General features: G+C 65.2%; 15 protein-coding genes. 6 read left to right on the forward strand and 9 right to left on the reverse strand.

Annotated features, from left to right (window positions below; genetic code table 11):
* The first annotated feature begins 48 nt into the window (after positions 1 to 48).
* The 3 genes from cobS to LG661_RS10470 are packed head-to-tail and all read left to right on the forward strand — an operon-like array spanning position 49 to position 1,805.
* Positions 49 to 885, forward strand: coding sequence for an adenosylcobinamide-GDP ribazoletransferase (gene cobS / locus LG661_RS10460; protein ID WP_230531826.1), 837 nt, complete (start codon positions 49 to 51; stop codon positions 883 to 885).
* Between the two features lie 15 nt (positions 886 to 900).
* The gene (locus LG661_RS10465; protein ID WP_230531827.1) at positions 901 to 1,098 is read left to right on the forward strand and encodes a DUF1289 domain-containing protein; all 198 of its coding nucleotides are present in this window, start codon (positions 901 to 903) and stop codon (positions 1,096 to 1,098) included.
* A complete protein-coding gene (locus tag LG661_RS10470; protein ID WP_230531828.1) occupies positions 1,098 to 1,805 on the forward strand; it encodes a TIGR02281 family clan AA aspartic protease in 708 nt (235 codons plus the stop codon). The genes LG661_RS10465 and LG661_RS10470 overlap by 1 nt, the downstream gene beginning before the upstream one ends.
* A 3-nt stretch (positions 1,806 to 1,808) precedes the next feature.
* On the opposite strand, the gene dusA is transcribed toward LG661_RS10470, so the two are convergent.
* Complete coding sequence (dusA, locus tag LG661_RS10475; RefSeq protein WP_230531829.1) at positions 1,809 to 2,801, reverse strand: tRNA dihydrouridine(20/20a) synthase DusA; 993 nt, start codon at positions 2,799 to 2,801, stop codon at positions 1,809 to 1,811.
* A 351-nt stretch (positions 2,802 to 3,152) separates the two neighbouring features.
* Here dusA and LG661_RS10480 point away from each other — a divergent pair, with 351 nt between their 5' ends.
* Positions 3,153 to 3,866: a DNA helicase gene (locus LG661_RS10480; protein WP_230531830.1), complete on the forward strand. Its 714-nt coding sequence runs from the start codon at positions 3,153 to 3,155 to the stop codon at positions 3,864 to 3,866.
* Between the two features lie 116 nt (positions 3,867 to 3,982).
* Here the strand turns inward: LG661_RS10480 and ybaK are convergent, their stop codons facing one another.
* The 7 genes from ybaK to LG661_RS10515 all read right to left on the reverse strand — a co-directional run bounded on the left by ybaK (position 3,983) and on the right by LG661_RS10515 (position 10,997).
* Entirely contained in the window at positions 3,983 to 4,453 is a 471-nt protein-coding gene (gene ybaK / locus LG661_RS10485) for a Cys-tRNA(Pro) deacylase (protein ID WP_230531831.1), read from the reverse strand.
* A gap of 34 nt (positions 4,454 to 4,487) precedes the next feature.
* Positions 4,488 to 5,102: an urease accessory protein UreE gene (locus LG661_RS10490; protein WP_230531832.1), complete on the reverse strand. Its 615-nt coding sequence runs from the start codon at positions 5,100 to 5,102 to the stop codon at positions 4,488 to 4,490.
* Between the two features lie 74 nt (positions 5,103 to 5,176).
* Positions 5,177 to 5,662, reverse strand: a complete 486-nt coding sequence (locus LG661_RS10495) for a nucleoside deaminase (RefSeq protein WP_322098856.1) — start codon at positions 5,660 to 5,662, stop codon at positions 5,177 to 5,179.
* A 5-nt stretch (positions 5,663 to 5,667) separates the two neighbouring features.
* Positions 5,668 to 6,633 carry a xanthine dehydrogenase accessory protein XdhC gene (gene xdhC / locus LG661_RS10500; RefSeq protein ID WP_230531833.1) on the reverse strand — a complete coding sequence of 322 codons (966 nt, stop codon included), beginning with the start codon at positions 6,631 to 6,633 and terminating at the stop codon, positions 5,668 to 5,670.
* Positions 6,630 to 8,957 carry a xanthine dehydrogenase molybdopterin binding subunit gene (xdhB, locus tag LG661_RS10505; RefSeq protein WP_230531834.1) on the reverse strand — a complete coding sequence of 776 codons (2,328 nt, stop codon included), beginning with the start codon at positions 8,955 to 8,957 and terminating at the stop codon, positions 6,630 to 6,632. Before xdhB ends, xdhC begins: the two co-directional genes overlap by 4 nt.
* A gap of 4 nt (positions 8,958 to 8,961) precedes the next feature.
* A complete protein-coding gene (xdhA, locus tag LG661_RS10510) occupies positions 8,962 to 10,443 on the reverse strand; it encodes a xanthine dehydrogenase small subunit (RefSeq protein ID WP_230531835.1) in 1,482 nt (493 codons plus the stop codon).
* Positions 10,444 to 10,556: 113 nt separating this feature from the next.
* Entirely contained in the window at positions 10,557 to 10,997 is a 441-nt protein-coding gene (locus LG661_RS10515) for a VOC family protein (protein WP_230531836.1), read from the reverse strand.
* Positions 10,998 to 11,207: 210 nt separating this feature from the next.
* Here LG661_RS10515 and pepN point away from each other — a divergent pair, with 210 nt between their 5' ends.
* On the forward strand, positions 11,208 to 13,859 hold the full coding sequence (gene pepN / locus LG661_RS10520) for an aminopeptidase N (RefSeq protein ID WP_230531837.1): 2,652 nt from the start codon (positions 11,208 to 11,210) through the stop codon (positions 13,857 to 13,859).
* Positions 13,860 to 14,106: 247 nt separating this feature from the next.
* Positions 14,107 to 16,380, forward strand: coding sequence for a sensor histidine kinase (locus LG661_RS10525; protein WP_322098857.1), 2,274 nt, complete (start codon positions 14,107 to 14,109; stop codon positions 16,378 to 16,380).
* A 125-nt stretch (positions 16,381 to 16,505) separates the two neighbouring features.
* Here LG661_RS10525 and LG661_RS10530 read toward each other — a convergent pair whose 3' ends face one another.
* Entirely contained in the window at positions 16,506 to 19,457 is a 2,952-nt protein-coding gene (locus LG661_RS10530) for a bifunctional [glutamine synthetase] adenylyltransferase/[glutamine synthetase]-adenylyl-L-tyrosine phosphorylase (protein WP_230531839.1), read from the reverse strand.
* Between the last annotated feature and the right edge of the window lie 113 nt (positions 19,458 to 19,570).

Consider the following 19,570-nt stretch of genomic DNA (forward strand, 5'->3'; position numbering starts at 1 on the left):
AACGCGAGGAGGCGTGACCTATAACGGTGGTTCCTCGCGGGGTGAAGCATGTCCGAGCAAATCGAAAAGACGCAGACCGGCCCAAAGGCCATCTGGCAGGAATTGTCGGTCGATCTCGTCTCTTGCCTGCGCTTCTATTCCCGGCTTCCAGTGCCTGCCCTGCCCTGGGAGCAGAGCCCCCATGCGCTGCCGGATTTTCCCCGCCTCGCCCGTGTCCTTCCGCTGGCCGGCGTCGTTCTCGGGCTTCTGCCGGCCCTTGTGCTGGGAATCGCCCTCCTCCTCGACCTCGGCCCCTGGCTCGCCGCAATCCTCTCCGTCGCGACCATGACCTTCACTACCGGAGCCTTCCACGAGGACGGCCTTGCCGATACGGCCGACAGCTTCGGCGGCGCGACGAAGCAGCGTCGGCTCGAGATCATGCGGGACAGCCGCATCGGCTCCTTCGGAGCCGCCGCTCTCATGCTCACGCTGGCCCTGCGGATCGCGGCGCTTGCGACGCTGGCCTCCCGCATCGAGTGGTCGGGCGTCCTCGCCGCCCTCCTGATCGCCGCCTCGCTCTCCCGCACGGCGGGTCTCATGCTGCTGGTCTTCCTGCCGCCAGCCCGGACCGATGGCGCGTCCTATGCGGTGGGGCGGCCGACGCCGGAGACATTCTGGTTCGCCAGCGTCCTTGCAGGGGGCATCGCCGTCATTCTCGGCCTTCTCGGGCAGTTTCCTCCAACCGGGATCTTCCTGATGCTGGCGCTGTCCGGCCTGACGGGACTCGCCTTCATGCGACTCGCGCAGCGGCATATCGGGGGGCAGACGGGCGATATGGCGGGCGCGGCGCAGCAGGTCGCAGAGATTGCCGCGCTGGTCGGCCTCTTGACCATGCTCGAAGCGTGACGACATGAAGATGATATGAGTCGCGCATCCAGCCCCTGCATCCGAGTCTGCACCCTCGATCCTGAAACCGGCCTCTGCGAGGGCTGCGGCCGCACGCGGGAGGAGATCGGGAGCTGGTACCGGATGACGGAGGAGGAGCGCCTGCGGATCATGGACGAGCTGCCTGAGCGGATGCGTGAGGCCTTCGCCATCGAGCGCGGCAAGGCCGAGTGATGCCGGGCATCCGCGGGGCAGGCAGCCTTCTCATCGCAGCTGCGATCCTGGTCATCCTGTTCGCGCAGGACAGCATCGGAGGCCTTACGCCGTCGGAGACGGCCATGCTTCTGGGCCTCGGCGGCGTCGCCCTCATTCTGGCCGCGGGCATCGTCGAGGGTTTCCGCCGCCATTGGACTTTCGGAGTCCAGGCCATCGCCGTCAGCTGCGGTGTCCTCGCCTCTTTCCTCGTCCTCTACGTCTTCCGGGGCGAACTCCTGAACTCCCTCGATCGCGCCATCGGCGACATCTCCATGGGCCGCACGGTCGCCGTATCGGACACCGAAGCGGTGGCGGCGCGCAGGACCGATGGGAGCTTCGTGGTCAGGGGCCAGGTGAACGGACGCGGGACGCGCTTCATCTTCGACACGGGCGCGAGCACCGTTGTCCTGCGCGCAGAGAACGCCGCCTCCCTCGGCTTCCACCCGGAGGCGCTGGACTATTCCATTCCCGTCTCGACGGCCAACGGCGCTGCGCTGGCCGCTCCCGTCACCATCGAGACCATGTCCATCGGCCCGATCACGGAGCGCGACGTCCAGGCCCTCGTCGTCCGACCCGGCGTCCTGCACGCCAACCTTTTGGGCATGACGTTTCTGGAGCGCCTCGGCTCCTACGAGGTGCGGGGCAACAGGCTGATCCTGCGGGGCAAGGAAGAGGCTGCGGAGTAGGGCCTACTCGGCCGCCTTCAGGGATGCCTCGCCCCGGGACACATGCGCCACCGCATCCCGCAGGATCTGCAGGTTCGCGCCCGGCTTGACCGCCTCCGTCGCCAGGTGCCGGCGGTAGGCCCGCGCGCCGGGGCGTCCGGTGAAGAGGCCGAGCATATGGCGGGTCATGTTGTGCAGGCGCTCGCCTTCCGCCAGACGGGCCGCGACATAGGGCTCGTAAGCCTCGACGGCCTCGAAGGCATCCGCCACGGGCGGGGTCTCCCCGTAGAGCTCGGAATCGACGGCCAGAAGGATCTCCGGCTCCTGATAGGCGATGCGGCCCAGCATCACGCCGTCCACATGCTGCAGGTGCGCGTGGATCTCGGCCCAGGTCTTGATGCCGCCATTGATGGCGATGGGCAGGTCGGGACGCGCCGCCTTCAACCGGTAGACCCGGTCGTAGTCGAGGGGCGGAATGTCCCGGTTCTCCTTCGGCGACAGGCCCTTCAGCCAGGCCTTGCGGGCATGGACCGTCAGCTCGTCGCAGCCCGCCGCCACGACGCATTCGGTGAGCCGGTTCAGGGCTTCTTCCGTATCCTGCTCGTCCACGCCGATGCGGCACTTCAGCGTTACGGGAAGCGAGGCAACGGCCTTCATGGCGGCGACGCAATCGCCCACCAGCACCGGCTCCTGCATCAGGCAGGCCCCGAAACGGCCGTTCTGCACCCGGTCGGAGGGGCAGCCCACATTGAGGTTGATCTCGTCATAGCCGAAATCGGCGCAGATCCGGGCAGCCTCCGCCAGCTCCTTCGGGTCCGACCCGCCGAGCTGCACCGCCACCGGATGCTCGGCCTTGGAGAAGCCCAGAAGCCGCTCCCGCGGCCCATGGATCACCGCCCCGGTCGTGACCATCTCGGTATAAAGCCGCGCCCGGCGCGACATGACGCGGTGGAACGAACGGCAGTGCCGGTCGGTCCATTCCATCATGGGGGCAACGGTGAAGAATTTCTGGGTCATCTCTCGGAGTTGCTATGGGCTTGGGGCGCCTGGAGCAGGCCTTTTCCAATATGGGGACGAGGATCTCAAGGAAAATAAGTGTGAGCGGCGTCGCGGGAGAGCCTGGTGCGAACACTGGGCATTGGATGCACCGGACGTGGCAACGCGATGAACAGGATTTCGCCCTTGTATCTCACTGCGCGTTTTCGACCGGCAACACATGAGCTATAGTCCGATTCCGGCGCGGTCCACGCCTCCCCCCTCCACAGGGAAAGTACAAGTCATACAGGGCTATCCGATCATCGAACCGACTGTTCGAGCACCAAGCATAAGGAGGGATTGCAAGTATTGCTCGCAATAGGAGGTTTATCGATGAAGCTGTCCGCTCCAATCTATCGCTTGAAGCGCAAAGCGAAGCTCCTGTCCCGACAGGAAAGTATTCCGCTACACCAGGCGCTTGACCAAGTTGCCTTTCACGAAGGGTTTGGCAGTTGGAGCCTGCTCGCTGCCGGATACCCTTCGCTTACGCCCGCCAGCAAGCCGTTCGCGCAATTAGCGCCTGGAGATCTCGTGTTGGTGGGTGCGCGACCGGGACAAGGCAAAACCTTGATGAGCCTTGAGCTTGCGGTCGAAGCGATGAAGGCGGGAGAACGCAGCGCCTTTTATACTCTGGAATATACAGAGAAAGATGTCCTGGATCGTTTTCGCGTTATCGGGGTGGAACCGGCGCAATTCAATGACCTGTTCAAGCTCGATTGCTCTGATGTCATCAATGCCGACTACATCATGAGGACACTGGCGGCAGCGCCTCGCGGCACATTGGTGGTTATCGACTACCTGCAATTGCTCGATCAGGGGCGTGAGAACCCGGCATTGGGGGTTCAGGTTGAAGCGCTAAAATCATTTGCGCAGGATCGCGGTATGATCTTGGTCTTTATCGCTCAAATCCACCGCTCGTACGACCCTTCGAAGAAACCGTGCCCTGATGCTCGAGATGTCCGGCTGCCGAACCCGCTGGACCTGAAGCTCTTCAATGAGCTGTGCTTTTTGAACGGTGGTGAGGTCCAGTTTCAGGCGGTGAATTAGAGATTTCATCGGAATCTCGGACCGCGGACCGGATCAAACGTCCGCGGTTTGGCCTTCGGCAGTTATGGACTCCCAAGTTCGCCGCACGGCTTTGGAAGGACGACGGCCCTGCCCTTTCAAACCACCCCCGCCACCTTTGCGTCCAGCACCTTGGCCGCATCCTGCGGGCTCAGCTTCACCTGAAGCCCGCGCTGTCCTCCGTTGATGAAGACTTGCGCGTGCTCGAAGGCCGATTGCTCGATCAGGGTCGGCACGCGTTTCTTCTGGCCGAAGGGGCTGATGCCGCCGACATGGTAGCCGGTGATGCGCTCGGCATCGACGGGCTTCATCATCTGCGCCGCCTTGCCGCCGAGGCCTGAGGCCAGCTTCTTCAGGTTCACCTCCCGGTCGGAGGGCACGACCACGCAGGCGGGCTTGTTGTCGACCAGGACCATGAGGGTCTTGAGGACGCTGTTGGGGTCGGCCCCCATGGCCTCCGCCGCCTGCAGGCCGATGCGCTCCGCATTCGGGTCGTAGTCGTAAGAATGGACCGTGAAGGAAACGCCCGCCTGCTGGAGAGCGAGCGTGGCGCGGGTCGTCCTGGACATGGCTTTTCAGAAGGCAGGAAAGGCTTTCAGCCGATCAGTGATCGTGCTTGTGCCCGTGGTGGTGGTGATGACCGCACCCGCAGCCGGGGCCATGCTCGTGATGATGGTCATGGTGGTGCTCGTGCTTATGGTCGTGCGCGTGGCCATGGCCGTGAGCGTGCCCATGATCATGGCCATGGCCATGATGGTGGTGATGGTCGTGCCCGTGGTCATGATCGCAGACATGGGCGCTGCGCTCCGGCTTGAAGGGGCGCTCCACCGGGGTTGCGGTGCAGCCCTGCCCACGGGCGAGTTCGGCAAGAGCCGGGCTGTCCTCGATATAGATTGCGTCCGCGGTGATCTCGGCCTGGCCGTGCTGGCTCCCGAGATGCCAGGCGAGCCGCATGAGGCGCAGGGGATTCTCGGCCCGGATCTCAAGGAGCTTCTCGGAGGCCGCCTTCACCTGCACGAGGTTTCCGTCCTCCAGCCGCAGCGCGTCGCCGTCGTTGATGGTGGTCTCCATGTCGAGGTCGAGCACGATCTCGGTGCCGCCCTCTCCCTTCAGCGCCGCCTGACGGCGGTTTCTGGCTGCGTAGTCCAGGGTCACCGTATCGACGACACGGTCGGCCCTCACGGCGGGCTTGCGGACGATGGTGGCGACGCGGGGCATGGCTTGATCTCGGTGAATTCGGATGAGGACTTAAGTAAGCAGGCTGCCGGCTCAACCCAAGCCGGCTTGGAGGATTAATAGCGGATCTTGTCCGGCTTGTCCGCCCAGGCGTCGAAGACGGCCTTGGCCTCCAGGCTCGGCAAATGGTCCATGGGGATCAGGCGCTCGGAGGCGGGCTTGGGGATCTCGTTGTAGATCAGGCTGTCGTCGAAGCCGATCTCCGCCGCATCCTGGCGGGTATTGGCATAGACGATGCGCGAGACCCTGGCCCAGTAGGCGGAGGCGAGACACATGGGGCACGGCTCGCAGCTCGTATAGAGGGTGGCGCCTTCGAGCGCGAAGTCGCCCACGGCCTCGCAGGCCCGGCGGATCGCCGTGACCTCCGCGTGCGCGGTCGGGTCTTTGGTGGAGGTCACCTGATTCCAGCCCTCGGCCAGGACCTGGCCGTCGCGCACGATCACGGCGCCGAAGGGGCCGCCGGCGCCCTCGTCCATGTGCTCGCGCGAGAGGTCGATGGCGCGCTTGAGATAGCGCTGATCGTCGGTCTTCATGTCGCTCATGCAGGTTATGTATCGTTTGAGGCGGCGGGAGGCGAGAGGTTTTGCGCCAGGGGACCGTGCTCCCGGACCTGGAGAAGCTGAGCCGTCACCGAAGCCGCGATCACCGCCGGGTCCTTGTCCGCGATGCCGGGCAGCCCGATGGGGCAGACGAGGGAGCGGACTTTGTCCGCCGCCAAGCCCAGCTCCTGGAAACGCTTCTCGAACCGCGCCCGCTTCGTGGCGCTGCCGATCAGGCCGACATAGGGAAAATCACGCCTGAGCGCCGCCGCCGTGATCGCCATGTCGAGGGGGTGGTCGTGGGTCATGACCAGGATCAGCGCATTGGGCGGCGCCTGCTCGATCTCTGCCTCCGGGTCCTTCATGCGGACAGCCGTGGCGTTCGCCGGGATATGGGAGGGAAAGGCGTCCTCCCGGTCGTCGAGCCAGCAGACGGCGAACGGCAGGGGCGCAAGCGCCAGGACAAGGGCCCGCCCTACATGGCCCGCCCCGAAGACGAGGACGGGCGTGCGGGCCTCGCCATGGGTCTCGCGCCACCCGGTCCAGGCGTCATCGCCCACCGCCGAGGAGAGATCCCGGACCACACGACCATCCTCCAGGCGGCATTCGACCTCGAAGACGTCGCCTCCGCCCTCCGCCTCGACAAGAGGCGCAAGGTTGTCCAGGTCGCGCCTGTCGAAAGTCTCGACCAGGATCTTCACGCGCCCGCCGCAGCACTGGCCGAGATCCGGTCCCAGCGCCTGATCGACCATGCGGGCGGGCCCTCGCCCTTGCGCCAGCATTTCGCGGGCAATGTCGAGGATGCGGAATTCGAGCTGGCCGCCGCCGATCGTGCCATGGAAGGCTCCGTCCGGACGCACGACCATGCGCGCGCCGACCTCCCGGGGCGCGGAGCCCTTCACATCGTGCACGGTAATGAGGGCCGCCGCATCATGCCGGGCGACGAGATCGGCGAGCTGCCGCCACACTCTCACCCCATCGGCCTCCCCCGAAGGGCCTCGCAGGCGCTTAAGACAGCCTCAGGCGTTACAGGCGCATTCAGCGGCACGGGCTGCGAGGGGTCGAGCGCATGGATCGCATCGGCCATGGCGCAGAAGACGCTGTTCGCCAGCATGACCGGCGGCTCGCCCACGGCCTTGGAGCGGTAGATCGTCTCCTCCCGGTTGGCATTGGGATAGAGCGACACGCGGAAATCGGCGGGAACGTCGGAGGCGACGGGAATCTTGTAGGTGGAAGGCGCGTGGGTCAGGAGCCGCCCTTCCCTGCTGAAGACCAGCTCCTCCGTGGTGAGCCAGCCCATGCCCTGCACGAAACCGCCTTCGATCTGGCCGATATCGATGGCTGGGTTCAGGGACTGGCCGACATCGTGCAGGATGTCCGCGCGCAGCAGCCTGTTCTCGCCTGTAAGCGTGTCGACGACAACCTCGGAACAAGCCGCCCCATAGGCGAAATAGAAGAAGGGCCGGCCCGTGGCCTTCTCGCGATCCCAGGTGATCTTCGGCGTCTTGTAGTGACCCGCCTCCGAGAGGTTGATGCGGGCGATGACGCATTTCCTCACCAGTTCCTCGAAGGGCATGCTCTCGTTGCCGACGAAAACCCTGTCGTCGCGGAATTCGATCTGCTCTTCAGGCACGCCGTGGACCTCAGCCGCATGATCGATCATGCGCCGCTTGATGGCGCCTGCCGCGATGCGGGCCGCCATGCCGTTGAGGTCGGAACCCGAGGACGCCGCCGTCGGCGAGGTGTTGGGCACCTTCGCGGTCGTGGTCGCCGTGATGCGCACGCGCTCCATGGCGATGCCGAACTCCTCGGCTACCACCTGCGCCACCTTGATGTAGAGCCCCTGCCCCATCTCGGTGCCGCCGTGGTTCAGGTGCACGGAGCCGTCCTGATAGACATGCACCAGGGCACCCGCCTGGTTGAGCTGGGTCAGCGTGAAGCTGATGCCGAATTTCACAGGGGTGAGCGCAATGCCGCGCTTCATAATCGGCGAGGAAGCGTTGAAGGCCGCGATCTCCTCACGTCGCGCCCGGTAATCCGACGAACGCTCCAGCGTCTGCACGAGGCCGAGCAGCGTATCGGTCTCCTCCACCTCCATCCCGTAGGGCGTGAGGTTCTCGCCTGGCCGGTAGAAATTGGCGTAGCGCACGTCGAGCGGATCGCGGCCCGTCGCCCAGGCGATCTGGTCGATCACATGCTCGATGGCGAGCAGTCCCTGCGGCCCGCCGAAGCCACGAAACGCCGTGTTGGAGACCGTGTTCGTCCTCAGCCGCTTCGAGGCGATGCGCGCCGAAGGCAGCCAATAGGCATTGTCCGCATGGAACATGGCGCGGTCCACCACGCCGCCGGAGAGATCCGCCGAATAGCCGCAGCGTGCGAGAAGGTCGACCGCATAGCCCTGGATGCGGCCCTCATCGTCGAAGCCCGCCTTCCAGTCGCAGCGGAAATCGTGCCGCTTGCCGGTGAGGATGAAGTCGTCGTCCCGGTCGAGGCGCAGCTTGCAGGGCCGTCCGGTCACACGGGCCGCGAGCGCAGCGGTGACGGCCCATTGCGTCGCCTGGCTTTCCTTGCCGCCGAAGCCGCCGCCCATGCGGCGCGTCTCGCAGGTCACGTAGGCGTCGGGAAGATCGAGGACGCGGGCGACCACATGCTGCACCTCCGTGGGGTGCTGCGTCGAGGAATAGACGTGCATGTCGCCATCCTCGCCCGGCACCGCCAGCGCGACCTGGCCTTCGAGATAGAAATGCTCCTGTCCGCCGACTCGGAACTGCCCATTGAGCTGTCTGGGCGACGCGGCGATGGCGGCTTCCGCATCCCCGCGGCCGAAGGCATAGTCCGGCAGCACGGTTTCCCCGCGCTCCAGCGCATCCTCGACCGTGACGCTGGGCGTCTCAACCTCGATTTCCATCACCGCTTTCTTGACGGCATGGCGCGCGATCTCGCGGCTGGTTGCGACGACGGCAAACACGGCCTGACCGTGAAAGCCGATCTCGTTCTCCACGAACAGCGGATCGTCCCCGAAAACGGGCGAGACGTCGTTCTTGCCCGGAATATCGGCAGCCGTGAGGACCGCGACGACGCCGGGGATGCTGCGCACGGTGGACACGTCGAGGGAGATCAGCCTTCCCCGCGCCTTCGGCGCCTGGCCGATCGCCACATGCAGCGTGCCCTCGGGCTCGCGGATATCGTCGATATACTGCGCGGTGCCCTGCACATGCTTGGGAGCGGAATCGTGCGGCAGCGGCTTTCGGACGTGGCGAAGGGTTTCCATGTCGCCGGGTTTCATCGGTGCATTCATGACCCTACTCCGCCGCTTCGAGCGCCTCGCGCTGGCCGACGATGCGGGTTGCGCGGGTCTGGCCGGAGGCCGTTTCGCTCAAGGCCTTGAACAGGAGGTTGCGGGCGACGGTGCTGCGATAGGCGGCCGAGGCCCGGTGATCGTCAAGTGGCTGGTAATCGCGCCCCATGGCAGCTAGCGCCTCGCCCCAGGACGACGGCTCATCGAGCGAGATGCCCACGAGCGCCCGTTCCGCCTCCGCAGCCCGCTTCGGGATGCCCGCCATCCCGCCGAAGGCGATGCGGACCTGCCGGATCGTGCGGCCCTCGAGGGTAAACCTGAAGGCTCCCATGACGGCGGAAATGTCCTCGTCGAAGCGCTTCGAGACCTTGTAGGCGCGGAAAATCTCGTCCGCCTTCAGCTTCGGCACGGTCACGCGGCGTACGTATTCACCGAGCTGCCGGTCCTGCCTGCGATAGGCGAGGAAGAAGTCCTCGAGGGGAAGCGTACGGACCCGATCGCCCTGCCGCAGCTCCAGCTCCGCACCGAGCGCGATCAGCGCCGGGGGCAGATCGCCGATGGGCGAGCCGTTGGCGATATTGCCGCCGACCGTGCCCGAAGCGCGGACCTGGGCCGATCCGAAGCGGCGCACAAGCTCGCCGAGATCGGGATCGAGATGGGCGAGCGAGGAAGAGGCCTCTGCATGGGTCGCCGTCGCGCCGATGACAATCGCCTCCGCGCTGTCGTCGATGACATCGAGCCCGGCGACGCGCCCAAGCCAGATGATCTTTTCCAGCTCGGCCATGCCCTTGGTGATCCAGAGGCCCACATCGGTGCATCCGGCGACGAGCGTCGCGTCGGGATGCGCGGCATAAAGAGCAGCAAGCGAATCCTCGCTGGCGGGAGCGGCGAAGAAGCTCGCCTCATCGCCGATGAAAACGTCACGGCCGTCGGCGAGGCTCGCCAGCTCCCGCGCCGTCTGCTCATTGGCTTTCGAGAATGGGTCGCCAGGCTCTTGTCCGCAGGCGTCGAGAGCCGCATCCACGATGGGCCGGTAGCCCGTGCAGCGGCAGAGATTGCCGGCCAGCGCATCGTTGACGTGCTCGCGGCTCACGGGCCTCTCGCCATGCTGGTAGAGGGTGAACAGGCTCATCACGATGCCGGGCGTGCAGAACCCGCATTGAGAGCCATGATGGGCGACCATCGCTGCCTGGACTGGGTGTAGTTCGCCGGAGGCCGCAAGATCCTCGACCGTCACGAGCTCCGCGCCATCGACCTGACCGAGAAGCAGGATGCAGGCATTGACGGGCTCATAATGGACACGCCCGCCCCTCACGCGCCCGAGGGCCACGGTGCAGGCACCGCAATCGCCCTCCGCGCAGCCCTCCTTCGTGCCGACCCGGCGCTCCTGGAGCCTCAAGTAGTCCAGAAGCGTGGTGCGCGGATGGAAGCCTGAAACCTCGACGGCCTGCCCCTGCCGCCAGAACCGAATTCTGTCTCGTACCACGTTCGTCCTCCGCCGGTTGACCCGGCGCCGTTATGGTGGGCCGGGTCGAAGGGCGGAGCAAGGTTTTTTCGCCGGGGACCAGCTCGATCGGGCAGGCTCCTGGCGCTCGCAGCTTACCAGTTGCCCGTATTGGGCATGGAGGCCCAGGGCTCCTGCGGGGCCTTGGGCTCGCCGCGCTGGAGCAGCTCGATGGAGATGTTGTCGGGCGTCTTGATAAAGGCCATGTAGCCGTCCCGAGGCGGGCGGTTGATGGTGATGCCCGCATCCATCAGCTTCTGGCAGGTCTCGTAGATGTCATCGACCCGATAGGCGAGATGGCCGAAATTCCGGCCGCCGGCATATTCGTGCTCGTCCCAATTGTAGGTGAGCTCAAGCAGCGGCGCCTTCGTGTCCTTCGCCTTCTCGACATCATCGGGCGCAGCAAGAAACACGAGCGTAAAGCGCCCCTTTTCGTTCTCGATCCGACGGACCTCGACGAGCCCGAACTTGTTACAGAGGAAGTCGAGGGATTGTTCGAGATTCGAGACTCGAACCATCGTGTGAAGGTATTCCATGAACGCCTCTCCTTTGAACGCCTCTCCTTTGGTCGGGGTAGGTGATGGCGCATTTGGCCCAGAGATCAAGAGCAACCGATTTGCCAAGCGGAAAAACCCTTGGAAACGCTCAAGAGGAAGTGACTTTCAAAGGCCGCTGCTTCAGACAGACTCGCTCACTACTGCCAGAATCTCAGTCCACGCGGAAACTTAGTTTCAAGAAAGCCGCAGATGCGTACAGATACAGCCCAGATCGTCCGTCTTGAGGATTACCGGCCCAGCGACTTCCTGATCGACAAGGTCGAGCTCGATGTGAGGCTTGATGCGACCGCGACGCGGGTGACGGCGACGCTGAGCCTCAGGCCGAATCCCGAAGGGCGCTCCGACGCCCCGCTGAGCCTGGACGGCGACGAGCTGAACCTGAAGAGCGTGACACTGGATGGACGCAGCCTTCCCGCGGAGGAGTTCGAGGCCTCCCCCCAGTCCCTGGTCATCGCCCAACCGCCTCAGCACCCCTTCACGCTGACCGTCGAGACCGAGATCAACCCGACAGCCAATACCAAGCTCATGGGTGTCTACCGCTCCGGCGGGAATTACTGCACCCAGTGCGAGGCCGAGGGATTCAGGCGCATCACCTACTTCCTCGACCGGCCGGATGTGCTGGCGGTCTACACCACCCGCATCGAAGCCGATCTCGACGAGGCCCCCGTTCTCCTCGGCAACGGCAACCGGGTCGAGAGCGGATCGGTCGAGGGGACGAATCGGCATTACGCCGTCTGGCACGACCCGCACCCCAAGCCTTCCTATCTCTTCGCCCTTGTGGGCGGAAAGCTGGGCCGTGTGGGCAAGAGCTTCACCACCATGAGCGGGCGCAACGTGGAGATTGCGGTCTATGTGGAGCCCGGAAAGGAGAACCGCGCGGACTACGCCCTCGATGCCCTGGAGCGCTCCATGCGCTGGGACGAGCAAGTGTTCGGCCGCGAGTACGACCTCGACGTGTTCAACATCGTCGCCGTGTCCGACTTCAACATGGGCGCGATGGAGAACAAAGGGCTCAACATCTTCAACGACAAATACGTGCTGGCATCGCCCGAGACGGCCACCGATATGGATTACGCCCATATCGAGGCGATCATCGCCCACGAATATTTCCACAACTGGTCCGGGAACCGGGTCACCTGCCGCGACTGGTTCCAGCTCTGCCTGAAGGAGGGCCTGACGGTCTTCCGCGACCAGGAGTTCTCGTCCGACGAGCGTTCGCGCCCCGTGGACCGCATCGCCGAGGTGAAGACCCTCCGGGCCCGCCAGTTCCTGGAGGATTCAGGCCCCCTCGCCCATCCGGTACGGCCGAGCCAATACCGCGAGATCAACAATTTTTATACGGCGACCGTCTATGAGAAGGGCGCCGAGATCGTGCGCATGCTGAAGACGATCATCGGCGCCGAGGATTTCCGGCGCGGAATGGATCTCTATTTCGAGCGCTGCGACGGCACGGCCGCGACGGTGGAGGATTTCCTCAAGGCCTTCGCCGATGTCACGGGACGGGATCTCTCCCATTTCTCCCGCTGGTACGAACAGGCGGGCACGCCACGGGTGACGGTGAAGGGGCACTATGACCAGTCGGCCCGGATCTATCGCCTCGACTTCACCCAGAGCACGCAGCCCACGCCCGGACAGGCCACGAAGGAGCCGATGGTGATCCCGATTGCGCTTGGCCTCGTGGCCCGGGACGGCAGCACCATCGAGGCCACCTGCGAGCGCATCGATGCCCGAGGCGTCTTCATTCTCGACAAGGCTTCCGACAGCCTGATCTTTACCGGAGTCGCATCGCCCCCCGTTCCGTCCCTCCTCCGTGGCTTCTCGGCGCCCGTGAAGGCGTCCCTCGACCTGTCGAACGGGGATCTGCTCGCTCTTCTCCAATACGACAGCGATGCGTTCAATCGCTGGCAGGCCGCCCAGACGGTCGCCATGCGCCTGCTGGTCGGCGCCTCGACGGGTGCGGCACCCTCGGAGGAGGAGATCGACGCCCTCTCATCCGCCCTGCACGCCTTCATGGAGCAGAGCGCCCTGCAGGATCCCGCCTTCGCAGCCCTCGTGCTGTCTCTTCCCAGCGAAGCGGACGTGGCACAGGAGATCGGGGCGAACGTCGACCCCGATGCGATCCATCGCGCCCGCAAGGAGCTGCGCCGTCGCATCGGTGAGGTCTGCTCGGATCTGCTGCAGCACTTCCATCGCTCGCTTGCAGAAACCGGGAGCTACAGCCCCGATGCGGCCAGCGCCGGCCGCCGCGCCCTGCGCAACGCCTCTCTCGATCTTCTGGCTGCCGCCAACAGGGACCTCGGAGAGCGGCTCGCCCGCGAGCAGTTCGACAGCGCCAGCAACATGACGGATCGCTTGGCGTCCCTGAATGTTCTGATGACGCTGTCGGGCGAGGCGCGGGAAACCGCCATTGCGCGGTTCGAAGATCTTTACCGCCATGAGCCGCTCGTTCTCGACAAGTGGTTCACGCTGCAGGCCACGATCCCGGAGGACGGCGCCCTCGACCGGGTACGGCGCCTGATGGAGCATCCCGCCTTCTCCATGGGCAATCCCAACCGCGTCCGCTCGCTCGTCGGCAGCTTCGCGATGCTGAACCAGGTTCAGTTCAACCGGGCCGATGGAGCCGGATACGACTTCCTGGCATCCATCGTGCTCGCAGTGGACGCGATCAATCCGCAGCTTGCGGCGCGGCTCCTCACGGCGTTCAGCACATGGCGGATGATGAACGAGACGCGCCGCTCCCACGCGAAGAAGGCGCTGCTTTCCGTTGCCGAGAAACCGAATCTCTCGCGGGATGTGAGTGACATCGTGAGCCGCGCGCTCGAAGAAAACAAAGCATCGTAACAGCCTGAAGGAGTGGATTTTTCCTTGTTATTCAAGCGATCCACAAGGCTGAGAAACCAGGTAGAAATTTTTTGTTAACCTAAACGTTCACATAGCTAGACAAATCACCTGCCCGTGATTCTATTGTTAGTGATTCGGAGAGATGCGGCACGTCCTCCGAAACAGGACGACAACGGTTCCGAAGGAGCATCGCATGGCGGGGGCGGCGACCGCGTGCGCACCTATGCGCACGGGTACGATTCTAGGGGTGACGCGATCGGACGCGAACCCGACCTATCGTCGGCTCGAGCAATACGAGCCCCTTCTGAGACTGGCGGTTCCCGCTCTCCTCTTTCTCTTCCTTGTGACGCTGGCAGCGAGCGCCTGGATTCAGGTGCGTGAAGGCCGCCGGGACACGGTTCTCGATGCCATCAACGACATCGACATCATCGCCTCCCTGTCGGCTGCGAAACTCGGCCCGGAGGCAGCTCCTGCCGACCGCGCCCACGCCGCCGCACAGCTCAACGCCCTGGCGAGGGATATGCCTGGCAGCGCCCTAGCGCAGAACCGCACGCTTCTTCTCGTCGATTCCGCCGGCGCCGTTCTGGCCGCCTATCCGCCATCCGAAACCGCGCCGACTGCGCTCAGCGATGTCCTTGGCGACGCGCAGCCGTTGGCCCTGTTCGCGGATCGCGCCGGAGTGATGACGATCAAGCTTCCCGACGGCAACGACGGCCTTGCTACGGTGCGCGCACTCCCCGCCTCCGCGGGACAGATCGCCGTCGTGCAGCCCCTGCCGCGCGTTCTCTCCGGCTGGTGGGCGCGCACCATCGGGCACGTCTCCATGCTCGGCGCCACCATCATGGTGCTCCTCGGAATCGGCATCGCCTATGTCATGCAGGCGAACCGCGCCCGCGCCGCGGACGAGGTCTGCGAGAAGGTGCGAGACCGGATCGACTCCGCCCTCAATCGCGGGCGCTGCGGCCTGTGGGACTGGGACATCGGACGCGGACGCATCTACTGGTCCGATTCCATGTACGAGCTTCTCGGCTACGAGCGGCAGGACGAGTTCCTGTCCTTCGGCGAAGTGAACGCGATGATCCACCCCGAGGATCAGGATCTCTACACTCTCGCCGAACAGCTCGCCTCCGCATCGACCTCCCTCGTCGATTACGAGTTCCGCATCCGCGCCTCTAGCGGCGATTGGGTGTGGCTGCGCGCCCGCGCGGAGCTGATGAACGATCCCGACGACGCGGCAAGCCATCTCGTCGGCATCGCCGTGGACGTTACCGAGCAGCGCGGCCTTGAGGAGAAGACCGCCAAGGCCGACGCCCGCCTGCACGACGCCATCGAGGCGATCTCGGAGGCCTTCGTGCTGTGGGATGCGAGCAACCGCCTCGTGCTCTGCAATTCGAAGTTCCAGAAGCTGCACGAGCTGCCGCCGGACGCCCAGCTCCAGGGCATGGCCTATTCGGAAGTCATGGCGCTCGGCCGCCCGCCGGAAGTGCAGCACCAGTTCCTGCGGCACGAGCGCCAGGATGTGGGCGCACGCACCTTCGAGGCGCGCCTCCAGGACGGCCGCTGGCTGCAGATCAACGAGCGCCGCACCAAGGACGGCGGCTACGTCTCCGTCGGCACGGACATTACCGCGCTCAAGCGCCACGAACATCGCCTGGTGGAATCCGAGAAGGAGCTAATCGCGACCGTTCTCGACCTCAAGCAGTCGCGCCAGAAGCTTGAGGCCCAGGCGCAGCAGCTCGCGGACCTTGCCGAGCGCTATCTCGACCAGAAGGCCCAGGCCGAGAGCGCCAACCGCGCGAAATCCGAATTCCTGGCCAATATGAGCCATGAACTGCGCACGCCGCTCAACGCCATCATCGGCTTCGCGGAAGTGATGCAGAGCGGCATCTTCGGCGCGCTGGGTTCAGAAAAGTACGAGGAATACTGCACCGACATTCGCTCAAGCGGCGAGTATCTCCTCTCGGTCATCAACGACATTCTCGACATGTCGCGCATCGAGGCGGGCCGCACGACGCTCACCAAGCAGCAGGTCGAGGTCCACGCCTCGATCCAGCGGGCGCTGAAGCTCGTGGGCGAGCAGACCAAGGCCAAGAACCTCTCCGTCACCGTGGACGTCAGCCCCGAGGACATCGAGGTTCATGCGGACGAGCGCGCCCTGCACCAGATCCTCGTGAACCTCCTGCAGAACGCCACCAAATTCACGAGCGAGGGCGGCTGCATCACCGTGCGCACCCGTCAGGCCGGCAACGCCGTCAACATCTATGTCGAGGACAACGGCATCGGCATCCCCGCACATGCCCTGCAGAAGCTCGGCCAGCCCTTCGAGCAGGTCGAGACCGAGTTCTCGAAGAGCTACAAGGGTTCGGGGCTTGGCCTCGCCATCGCACGTTCACTCACCGAACTCCACGGCGGCAACCTGCGCATCAGGAGCCAGGAAGGCGTCGGCACCATCGTGCTGGTCCACCTGCCGCTCGCAGAAAACACCAGCGCCGAGATTGCACTGGCGGACAAGGCGGCGTAGTCAGAACGAGCATCAGCCACGAATGAGAAAGGCCGGCCACGGTACTGATCATGCAAAGATCGAGTCTCCGTCCGCCATCTCAGGATGCAGATCCTGAGACGTGACTTCTTCTCCGCTGAATTGCCTCAAGCAAGCACTACGGCAACTGCAGTCCTTACCCTTCCCCGCACCTCCCCCAGATGCTCCTGCAGCACCTTCGCGCTCGGCAGGCCTGCCACCGTCGCGAGGCGTTTGAGGATCACGGGCGGGACCTTCTCCGGGTCGAACTTGCCTTCGATGGTCAGGCGCTGCCACTGGAAGACGTCGTTGAAGAGACGGTGCGCTTCGGTGAGGGTCCTTGCGTCATCGGCTGACAGCAGGCCCGCGGACTGAGCCTCGGCGAAGGTGGCCTCGGTCGAGAGACCGGCGAGCGACGGGTGCATGTGCGCATGGCCGAGCACCAGCCCCTGCGCGATGAAGTCGAGATCGGTGAGACCGCCGCGGGCGAGCTTCATGTCCCAGGGGTCGTCGTCGCCCTTCTCCTGCGCGATCAGCTCGCGCATGGCGCGCACGTCCTTGAAGACGTGCTTTGGGTCGCGTTCCGTGACAAGGATGTTCCTGACGGCTTGCGAAACTTCCGCACCGAAAGCGTCGTCGCCCGCCAGCACACGGGCGCGGGTGAGGGCCATGTGCTCCCAGAGATCGGCCTCCGTTTTCTGATAGTTCACGAAGCCCTTGAACTGCGAGGCGACGGGGCCCTTGCCGCCCTGCGGGCGCAGGCGAAGATCGACTTCGTAGAGCAGACCGCGCCGCGTCGGCACGGTGAGCGCCGAGACGAGACGTTGCGTCAGGCGCGTATGATAGACGACGGCATCGAGGCTGCGCGGACCGGTGCTCTCCCGGTTCTCCTCATCGAAGTCGTAGATGACCACGAGGTCGAGATCCGAGCCTGCCGTCAATTCGCGACTGCCCAGGCGTCCGAGCCCAAGGATCGCGACGCGGGCGCCCGGCACCGTGCCGTGCTCGGCCTCGAAGGCGCGGCGCACCTCCTCGAAGGAGGCGCGGATGACGGCGCGCGCGATGGCGGCATAGGCCTCCCCTGCCTGCGTTGGCGAGAGGACGCCGGAGAGGAGCCGCGCGCCGGTGACGAAACGCATCTGCCGGGCTGCATCGCGGATGCGATCCAGGAAATCCTCGAAATCGCGCGGCGGACCGATGAATTGCCGCACCTGGCTTTCGATCGTCTCGTCGTCGGTCGTCGGCGTCCCGAAGGCAGGATCGATGAGGGCGTCGAGCACATGGGGCGATTGCGCCACCGTGTCGGCGAGGCGCGGCGCGGTGCCGAGGAGATCGGCGAAGAGGAGCCGCAGACGGTCGTGGGATTGCAGGATCGTGAGGAGCTCGACGGCCGCCGGCATCCGGCCGAAGGCGCGATCCAGCGCAGCGAGCGCCCCGTCGGGATCGGCCGTTCTGCCGAGCGCGGTGAGCAAGGCCGGCGTCAACTCGGTCAGCACCTCGCGGGCGCGGGCGCTCTGGATTGCGGGACGGCGGCCGAAATGCCAGCCGCGCACAGTCTCCGCCGTCCGCTCGGGCTCGCGGAAACCGATGCGCTGCAGGGTGGCGAGCGTCTCGGGATCGTCTTCCGTGCCGGTGAAGACGAGGCTTCCCACATCGGAAGCGAGTTCCGGCCCCTCCTCGAAGAGGAGCGCATAGTGCCCCTGCACGATCTTCGCCTGATCGGTGAGAGCCTTCGAGAAGGCTTTCAGGTTGGGATAGCCGCAGAACCTGGCGAAGCGCTTGAGCTGCTCCTCGTCTGCGGGCAGGCGTTGCGTCTGCTCGTCCGCCACCATCTGCAGCCGATGCTCGATGGTGCGCAGGAACCGGTAGGCTTCCGAGAGCTCGTCGCGCGCCTTGTCGGTGATCCAGCCCTCGCCGTGGAGAGTCTTCAGCATGTCCAACGTGCGCCGGCCTCTGAGGGCAGCGCGTCGCCCGCCGAAGACGAGCTGCTGCGTCTGAACGAAGAACTCGATCTCGCGGATGCCGCCGCGCCCGAGCTTGATGTCATGCCCGGCCACCGCGATCTCGTCGTGGCCCCGCACGGCATGGATCTGCCGCTTCATGGCGTGAACGTCGGCGATGGAGGCGAAGTCGAAATATTTGCGCCAGATGAACGGGCGAAGATCGGCGAGGAAGCTCTCGCCCAGAGCGATGTCGCCCGCCACGGGCCGCGCCTTGATGAGCGCCGCGCGCTCCCAGTTCTGCCCGACGGTCTCGTAATAGACGTAGGCCGAGGAGAGCGACACGGCGGTGGGCGTCGAGCCCGGATCGGGACGCAGGCGGTAGTCGACGCGATGCACGTAGCCGTCGGCCGTGCGCTCCTGCAGGAGCTTGGCGAGCTGCTGCGCAATGCGGGTATAGATCGTCGCAGCCTCCAGGCTGTCCCGCAGCGCCTTGGTCTCGGGATCGAAGAAGATCACGAGGTCGATGTCGCTCGAGTAATTGAGCTCCCCTGCCCCGTGCTTGCCCAGGGCCAGCACCGTGAAGCCGGAGCCCTCGCCCGGATCGTCGGGATTCGCGAGGATGATCCGACCGAGATCCGCCGTCTCCGTCAGAACGAGGTTCACCCCGCCACGAACGGAGGAATCGGCGAAGTCGGACAGGGCCTGCGTCACCTCCTCCACGCTCCAGATGCCGCCGATATCGGCTAGAGCCACCAGGAGAGCATGGGCACTGCGGTTGCGGCGGAAGGCGCGAGCCGCATCGTCACGGGTCATCGCGCTGGAGCGCAGCTCACGGAAGAGGTTGGACTGGCTTTCAACGATGGCGCGGTGGCTTTCCTCGGGCGATGTGAGGACGAGCCCCGCCATGCGGGCGGGATCATTGGCGACGAGCTGCCAGAGGAAGGGAGAGTGATCGGCGAGCGCAAGCAGGAGATCGCGGAAGAGGCCCTCGTCGAGATGAGGGGCAAGCGCGGCAGCTTCCGGCTCCTCGCCCACGCGCTCGACGAAATCCGCCAGCTGCGCCTTGGCGCGCTTGGCATCGGCGACGGGAGGAGCCTGGGTCAGGCGGCTGAGAAGAGAGCTGTTGTTGTCCGACACGGCCGATCCGCTGAATGCATGCGACGGGCCGAAGTGTCCATGTCGGCGGGCCGGAGGCAATCGAAAACTGCCCTAGGCCTCTCCTCTTTTAGGCTCACGCCGCCGTTTGGAGG

Origin of the sequence: Microvirga roseola (assembly GCF_020866965.1) — a bacterium.
Classification (GTDB): Bacteria; Pseudomonadota; Alphaproteobacteria; order Rhizobiales; family Beijerinckiaceae; genus Microvirga; species Microvirga roseola.

Bases quoted from the DNA above. Each gene is read 5' to 3' on its own strand.
- cobS (WP_230531826.1), top strand. From the start codon at position 49: ATGTCCGAGCAAATCGAAAAGACGCAGACCGGCCCAAAGGCCATCTGG.
- LG661_RS10465 (WP_230531827.1), top strand. From the start codon at position 901: ATGAGTCGCGCATCCAGCCCCTGCATCCGAGTCTGCACCCTCGATCCT.
- LG661_RS10470 (WP_230531828.1), top strand. From the start codon at position 1,098: ATGCCGGGCATCCGCGGGGCAGGCAGCCTTCTCATCGCAGCTGCGATC.
- dusA (WP_230531829.1), bottom strand. From the start codon at position 2,801: ATGACCCAGAAATTCTTCACCGTTGCCCCCATGATGGAATGGACCGAC.
- LG661_RS10480 (WP_230531830.1), top strand. From the start codon at position 3,153: ATGAAGCTGTCCGCTCCAATCTATCGCTTGAAGCGCAAAGCGAAGCTC.
- ybaK (WP_230531831.1), bottom strand. From the start codon at position 4,453: ATGTCCAGGACGACCCGCGCCACGCTCGCTCTCCAGCAGGCGGGCGTT.
- LG661_RS10490 (WP_230531832.1), bottom strand. From the start codon at position 5,102: ATGCCCCGCGTCGCCACCATCGTCCGCAAGCCCGCCGTGAGGGCCGAC.
- LG661_RS10495 (WP_322098856.1), bottom strand. From the start codon at position 5,662: ATGAGCGACATGAAGACCGACGATCAGCGCTATCTCAAGCGCGCCATC.
- xdhB (WP_230531834.1), bottom strand. From the start codon at position 8,957: ATGAATGCACCGATGAAACCCGGCGACATGGAAACCCTTCGCCACGTC.
- LG661_RS10515 (WP_230531836.1), bottom strand. From the start codon at position 10,997: ATGGAATACCTTCACACGATGGTTCGAGTCTCGAATCTCGAACAATCC.
- pepN (WP_230531837.1), top strand. From the start codon at position 11,208: ATGCGTACAGATACAGCCCAGATCGTCCGTCTTGAGGATTACCGGCCC.